We start from the raw sequence: 6,408 nt of genomic DNA on the forward strand, positions 1-6,408 counted from the left end.
TCGGGGTGCGAGGGGTGGTCGACGGGACGTGGGCCCGCGGGCGGGCGTCCGGCGTCGGGACCGCGCTGCTCCGGGTAGGGGGGCCCGTAGCCCTGCTCGGGCGGACCGGGACTCCGACGGTCCGCCACGACGTCGTGCGACTGCGGCGGGGTGTCGGTCATGGACGCGGTGCGGCCGGACCGGTCGCGTCGATCGCGCCCCGGCTCCGGCGACCCGCCGGCGCCGACCGTCATCGCGCCCCGTCGGCCGTGGCTGCGGCCACGGCACCGTCGAGGACGACAGCGGACAAAGCGTTCTCCCTCGCTGGACGACCACTCGGTTCCGGGCGCGCGGACCCGTCCGCTCGAGCGATCGGGGAGCACGCTGGGGACGGAGCATACGTGCGGGTCCGAGGCCCTCGTCACCGGAGCGCCACCCACCCGGACCAGGCTCGTTGACATGCACTTGACCTGCGGTGAGAGGTCGAGACCGCACCGTCGGCGGTCGGGGAGGATCTGCCAGACTCCCCCTCGGAGCGACGTCGAGAGAGGACGGTTCCTGGCGTGTCCGACGTGGTCGACGGAACAGGACTGCCTGTTCGGGTGACGGTTCTGGTGCGCGCGCAGTGCACGACTTGCGACCGCATGGAGGACGTCGTCCGGCAGGTCTGCGCCGAGGCCGACGTGGGGTGGGAGCGGGTCGACATCGACACCGCCGACCCCGAGCTGCGCGGCGAGTTCGGCGACCGCATCCCCGTGACGCTGGTCGACGGCGAGGAGCACGCGACGTGGCGCGTCGACCCCGGCGCCCTGCGCACGGCGCTCTCCGCGTGACGGTGTTGCCCTCCGCGGCGCGGGGCGTCGTCGCCCAGGCCGGTGCCGGGGACGTCGCCGCGCTGCGGACCGCGACCTCGCTCGTGGTGCTCGCGCAGTCGACCTACCGCTCCCTGGCGGGGCTGTCGGCGGGCGGCGGCGACCGCGCCAACCCGGTGGTGCGCGACCTCGTCTCCACCGCGGTGACGCAGCTCGGCGACGCACGCGACGCGCTCGCCTCGGCCACCACCGGCGCCGGGGGCCGCGCCCAGACCGTCCCCGACCCGGCCTACGGCTCCGTCGTCGCCCAGGCCCTCCCGACGGTGCGCACCCCGGCCGACGTCGTCGGGCTGGCGCTCACCCTCGAGGACGTCCTCGCGCAGACCCTCGTCGCGGACGCCGCCGGCCTGTCCACCCCGGCGCTGCGGGCCACCGCACTGCGCGTGGGGGCCGCGGCCGCCGCGCGGAAGGCGAGCCTGCTCGTCGTCAACTCCCTGCTCTCCTCCGGGCGCTCCGACCTCGTCGTGGCGCCGCCCGACCTGGCCGCGCTCCCCGCCTCCGTCGGGACGGTCGGGTTCCCCGACACCCGCTTCCCGACGGCGAAGGCGTCCCCGCCCGAGGAGGGCTCGGGATGAGCGCCGCGACGGGCCGGCCGTCCCGCCGGCTGGGGCTCGGCGGCGCGGCCGCCGGCCGGCTCGGCGCGGGCGCGCTGGCCGCGGGCGCCGACGCCCCGCCCGCCGGCCCCGCGGGGACGGCCGCCGCTCCGCCGCCGAGCACGACGACGACCGCGCCGCGCCCCGCCTACGTCGGGGACCAGCGGGGGATCGCGTTGTGCGCGGCGCTCTCCGCGCTCGCGGCCAGCCTCTACTCGGGCGCCGTCCTCGCCGCGAGCGACGGCCGCCTGGGCCAGGTGCCCGGCGTCGTCACGGCCTTCCTCTCCGGGGCCGGGGCCCAGCACACCGAGCACGCGGCGGCGTGGAACGCGCTGCTGACCGCGGCCGGCCTCCCGGCCGTCACCGGGACGCCGCTCTCGGTGGAGACCGAGCGCCGCGCCACGCTCGGGCGGGCCGCGGCGCCCACCGACCTGCTCTCGGTCGCCGTGGACGTCGAGGCCTCGGTGGCGGCCACCGTCCTCGCGCGGGCGGGGGAGTTCACCGACGCCGGGGCGGCGGCGCTGGCGGCGACGCTCGCGCCGGTCGCCGCCATGCACGGCGCGACGGCCGCCTTCCTGCTGGGCCGCCCGACCGGGGTCGCCCCGGGGCCGGCGGGGGCCGCCCTCGGCCTCGACGCACTGACCGTCTGAGCCGGGCGCGCGTGTGCCCTGGCGTGCCGCGCCGGGCCCCGGGCTGGCACACTGGACCGAATCGCGGCCGTGACCAGCGACTTTGTGCGTGTGTTCACGAGCGGTAGGCTCGATCCGAGCACAGCGGCACGAGGAGGCTCCCGGCGTGACGGTGGACGGGGGTGTCCCACGCCCCGTGACGGCCGGGGCGCCCGCGACCCCGGACGCGGCCTCCACCGGCCCCGCGCCGCTCCGTCGGGTCCCCGACGCGACCGTCGCCCGGCTCGCGGTCTACCTGCGGGTCCTGACGGAGATGCTTGCGCGGGGCGTGCGCACGGTCTCCAGCGACGTGCTCGCGCAGGCGGCCGGGGTGAACGCGGCGAAGCTGCGCAAGGACCTCTCGCACATCGGTTCGTCCGGCGTGCGCGGGGTGGGCTACGACGTCTCGCGGCTCACCGCGCAGGTCGAGTCCGTGCTCGGGCTCACCCGATCGCACGCGGTCGCGCTCGTCGGAGTGGGCAACCTCGGGCACGCGCTCGCCGGCTACGGCGGGTTCGCCGCGCGGGGCTTCGGGGTCGCGGCGCTGTTCGACGTCGACCCGGCCCTGGTCGGCACCGAGATCGGTGGGGTGGAGGTCCTGGACGTGGCCGAGATCCCACGCGTGTGCACCGAGCGCGGGGTGACCATCGGGGTGGTGGCGACACCGGCGGTCGCGGCGCAGCAGGTCTGCGACGCGCTGGTCGGCGCGGGGGTGCGGAGCATCCTGAACTTCGCGCCGACCGTGCTCTCGGTGCCCGACGGCGTCGAGGTGCGCAAGGTCGACCTGGCGGTGGAGATGCAGATCCTGGCGTTCCACGTCTCCCGCGGGGGTCCTGGGGCGACGGCGTCGACACCGTCGGCGAGCGAGACGGAGAAGGTGTTCGGATGAGTCTGCTGCTCGTGGGTGTGTCCCACCGCACGGCACCCGTGTCGGTGCTGGAGCGGGTCACGATCTCCGGCGAGGACACCGCGAAGGTCCTCGACGAGCTGATCGCGGGGGAGCACGTCTCCGAGGCCGTCGTGCTCTCGACGTGCAACCGCATCGAGATCTACGCGGTGGTGGAGACCTTCCACGGCGGCCTCACCGAGGTCTCCGGGGTCCTGGCCCGCCACGCCCAGGCCGACGTCTCCGACCTGACCGACCACCTCTACGTCCACTACGCCGGGTCCGCGGTCGAGCACCTGTTCTCGGTGGCGGCCGGGCTGGACTCCATGGTCGTCGGCGAGGCGCAGATCCTCGGCCAGCTCCGGGCCGCCTACTCCACCGCACGCGAGCTCGGCACCGTCGGGACCGTCCTGCACGAGGTCGCGCAGCAGGCGCTGCGCGTCGGCAAGCGGGCCCAGGCCGAGACCGGGATCGACGCCGCGGGCGCCTCCGTGGTCACCGAGGCGCTCGACGACGCGGGGGCCGCGCTGGGCGACCTCGTCGGGCGCCGCGCGCTGGTCGTGGGGGCCGGCTCGATGGGCGGGCTCGCCGCCGCCGCGCTGCGCCGCCGGGGGATCGGCGAGATCGCCCTGGCCAACCGCACGCCCGAGCGCGCGGCCCACCTCGCCGACCTCGTGGCCGCCGAGGGCACGCCGGCCCGCGTCGTCGGGCTGGACGCCATCGGTGCCGAGATGGCCGCCACCGACCTCGTCGTGGTGTGCACCGGCGCCGTCGGCATCGTCGTCGACCTCGACACCGTCCGGACCGGGGTGGCCGCGCGGCCGTCGTCACGCCCGCTCGTCGTCTGCGACCTGGGCCTGCCGCGCGACGTCGACCCCGACGTCGGGGCGCTGGCGGGGGTGACGCTGGTCGACCTGACCACGCTCGGGGAGCGCCTGTCGGGGACCGGGGCGGGCCAGGCCGTCGAGGCCACCCGCACGCTGGTCGCCGAGGAGGTCCGCGCCTACCTGGCCGCGCAGCGCTCCGCGGAGGTCACGCCGACGGTCACCGCACTGCGCCGCCGCGCCGCCGAGGTCGTGGACGCCGAGCTGCTGCGCCTCGACGGCCGGCTGCCCGGGCTGGAGGCCGACGTGCGCGGCGAGCTCGCGCGCACCGTGCGCCGGGTCGTGGACAAGCTGCTGCACACCCCGACCGTGCAGGTGAAGCGACTGGCGCAGTCGCCGGGCGGGGACACCTACGCCGAGGCCCTGCGCGAGCTGTTCGAGCTCGACCCGCAGGCGCCCGCCGCGGTCACGTCGGGTCCGGGCGGCTCCGCGATCACGGCCGAGACCGTGTCCGCCGCGGAGTCGGCGTGGCTCGAGGGCGGCGAGGTCGACCAGGCGCTCGCCGCGCCCGCGCCGCGGGGCCCGGGGAGCGCCCGGTGACCGCGCCGACCGAGCTGGGCACGATCCGGATCGGCACCCGCGCGAGCCACCTGGCGAAGACCCAGACGCAGAGCGTCGCCGACGCGCTCACCGCGCGGGGCGCCGAGGTGGAGATCGTGGAGATCTCGACCCTGGGCGACCGGTCCCAGGCGGCGAACACACCGATCGCCCAGGCGGGCGTCGGGGTGTTCACCTCGGCGCTGCGCGAGGCGCTGCTGGAGGGACGCATCGACGTCGCCGTCCACTCCTACAAGGACCTCCCGACGGCGGGCCTGCCCGGCGTCGTGCTGGCCGCGGTGCCCGAGCGGGCCGACCCCCGCGACGTGCTGGTGGCCCGCGACCAGATGGTCCTCGGCGAGCTCCCGCCCGGCTCGGTGATCGGGACCGGCGCGCCCCGGCGGACGGCACAGCTCAACGCGCTGGGCCTGGGGCTGCAGGTCGTCGGGATCCGCGGCAACGTCGAGACCCGGATCCGCAAGGTCACCGACGGCGAGGTCGACGGCGTGGTCCTCGCGCGGGCCGGGCTCGCGCGGATCGGCCGGGCGGGCGAGGCCACCGAGGTCCTCGATCCGCTGCAGATGCTGCCCGCCCCCGGCCAGGGCGCGCTCGCCGTGGAGTGCCGGGTGGCCGACACCGGCCTCGAGACCTTCCTGCGGTCGTCGTTGCACGACGAATCGACGTCCGCCGCCGTGTCGGCCGAACGGGCGGTGCTGCAGGAGCTCGGATCGCCGTGCAGCGCAGCCATCGGTGCCCTGGCCGATCTCGTCGAGGATCTGGACGACGACGGGCGCATCGTGGAGCGATTGTCGTTGCGGGCGTTCGCCACGACGGCCGAGGGAGCGCTCGTGCGCAACTCGGCCACCGGAGAGACGAAGGATGCCGAGCAGATCGGGCGGTCGCTGGCCGCCGAGCTGCTCGCCGACGGCGCGGAGCCGACGGCCACCGTGACCGGTGGCTGACGGACGCGACCGTCGCAGGGAGATGACGATGGGACGAGACAGGACATGACCGCACCCCCCTCCACCACCGCAGGACGGGTCGCCTTCGTGGGCAGCGGACCCGGTGACCCCGGGCTGCTGACCGTGCGGGCCCGCGAAGCGCTGGCCTCTGCGACCTACGTCGTGGCGGACCCGGGCGTGCCCGACGACGTGCTCGCGCTGCTCGCCGACGCGCCCCGCCCGGTCACGGTCCGCCGGCCCGGCGGCGACGCCGAGGTCTCCCCGCTGCCCGACCCCGACGGCGCCCCGGCCGACGGGTCGCTGGCGGGCGGGGCCGAGGTCGCCGAGGCGCTGCCCGAGGACCCGACGGCGCTCGCCGAGCACCTCGCCGCGCAGGCGCAGGGCGGTGCCTCCGTCGTCCGCCTCGTCGTGGGCGACCCGCTCACCCGCGGGAACGTGATCACCGAGGTCCGGGCCGTCGCCGCCGCCGGGGTGCCGTTCGACGTGGTGCCGGGCATGCCGGCGAGCACCGCCGTCCCGGCCTACGCCGGCGTCGCGCTGGGCTCGGCGTACACCGCCGTCGACGTCCGCGGCGGGCTGGACTGGACCACGCTCGCGGTCGCGCCCGGCCCGCTCGTGCTCACCGCGTCGGTCACCGACCTCGCGTCGACCTCGTCGTCGCTGGTCGAGAACGGCTGGAAGCCCGAGACGCCGGCGCTGATCACCTCGCAGGGCACCGAGTCGAAGCAGCGGACGGTCACGTCCAGCGTCGAGCGCCTGACCACCGACGGCGCCGACCTCGAGGGTCCGCTGACGGTCACCGTCGGGGAGGCCGCGGGCGACCGGGCCGCCCTGTCGTGGTGGGAGTCGCGCGCGCTCTACGGCTGGCGGGTGCTGGTGCCCCGCACCAAGGACCAGGCGGGCGCGATGTCGGACCGGCTGCGCGTGCACGGCGCGGTGCCCGAGGAGGTCCCGACGATCGCCGTCGAGCCGCCGCGGTCGCCCGCACAGATGGAACGCGCGGTCAAGGGCCTCGTCGACGGGCGCT

General features: G+C 76.8%; 7 protein-coding genes. All 7 read left to right on the forward strand.

Annotation, left to right across the window (positions count from 1 at the left end; genetic code table 11):
* The first annotated feature begins 581 nt into the window (after nucleotides 1–581).
* Nucleotides 582–812 carry a glutaredoxin family protein gene (locus AC0CYZ_RS18705; RefSeq protein WP_472218033.1) on the forward strand — a complete coding sequence of 77 codons (231 nt, stop codon included), beginning with the start codon at nucleotides 582–584 and terminating at the stop codon, nucleotides 810–812.
* Nucleotides 809–1,426: a hypothetical protein gene (locus tag AC0CYZ_RS18710; RefSeq protein ID WP_472218035.1), complete on the forward strand. Its 618-nt coding sequence runs from the start codon at nucleotides 809–811 to the stop codon at nucleotides 1,424–1,426. The genes AC0CYZ_RS18705 and AC0CYZ_RS18710 overlap by 4 nt, the downstream gene beginning before the upstream one ends.
* Nucleotides 1,423–2,094: a hypothetical protein gene (locus AC0CYZ_RS18715; RefSeq protein WP_472218037.1), complete on the forward strand. Its 672-nt coding sequence runs from the start codon at nucleotides 1,423–1,425 to the stop codon at nucleotides 2,092–2,094. The genes AC0CYZ_RS18710 and AC0CYZ_RS18715 overlap by 4 nt, the downstream gene beginning before the upstream one ends.
* A gap of 145 nt (nucleotides 2,095–2,239) precedes the next feature.
* Entirely contained in the window at nucleotides 2,240–3,001 is a 762-nt protein-coding gene (locus tag AC0CYZ_RS18720) for a redox-sensing transcriptional repressor Rex (RefSeq protein WP_472218039.1), read from the forward strand.
* Nucleotides 2,998–4,422 carry a glutamyl-tRNA reductase gene (locus AC0CYZ_RS18725; RefSeq protein ID WP_472218041.1) on the forward strand — a complete coding sequence of 475 codons (1,425 nt, stop codon included), beginning with the start codon at nucleotides 2,998–3,000 and terminating at the stop codon, nucleotides 4,420–4,422. Before AC0CYZ_RS18720 ends, AC0CYZ_RS18725 begins: the two co-directional genes overlap by 4 nt.
* Nucleotides 4,419–5,381, forward strand: coding sequence for a hydroxymethylbilane synthase (gene hemC / locus AC0CYZ_RS18730; RefSeq protein WP_472218043.1), 963 nt, complete (start codon nucleotides 4,419–4,421; stop codon nucleotides 5,379–5,381). Before AC0CYZ_RS18725 ends, hemC begins: the two co-directional genes overlap by 4 nt.
* 45 nt (nucleotides 5,382–5,426) lie before the next feature.
* A partial coding sequence (locus AC0CYZ_RS18735; protein ID WP_472218045.1) for a bifunctional uroporphyrinogen-III C-methyltransferase/uroporphyrinogen-III synthase occupies nucleotides 5,427–6,408 on the forward strand: 982 nt, incomplete at its 3' end.

It is taken from the genome of Actinomycetospora sp. (assembly GCF_055612215.1).

Coding starts and splice junctions, on each gene's coding strand:
- AC0CYZ_RS18715 (WP_472218037.1), top strand. CDS start 1,423: ATGAGCGCCGCGACGGGCCGGCCGTCCCGCCGGCTGGGGCTCGGCGGC.
- AC0CYZ_RS18725 (WP_472218041.1), top strand. CDS start 2,998: ATGAGTCTGCTGCTCGTGGGTGTGTCCCACCGCACGGCACCCGTGTCG.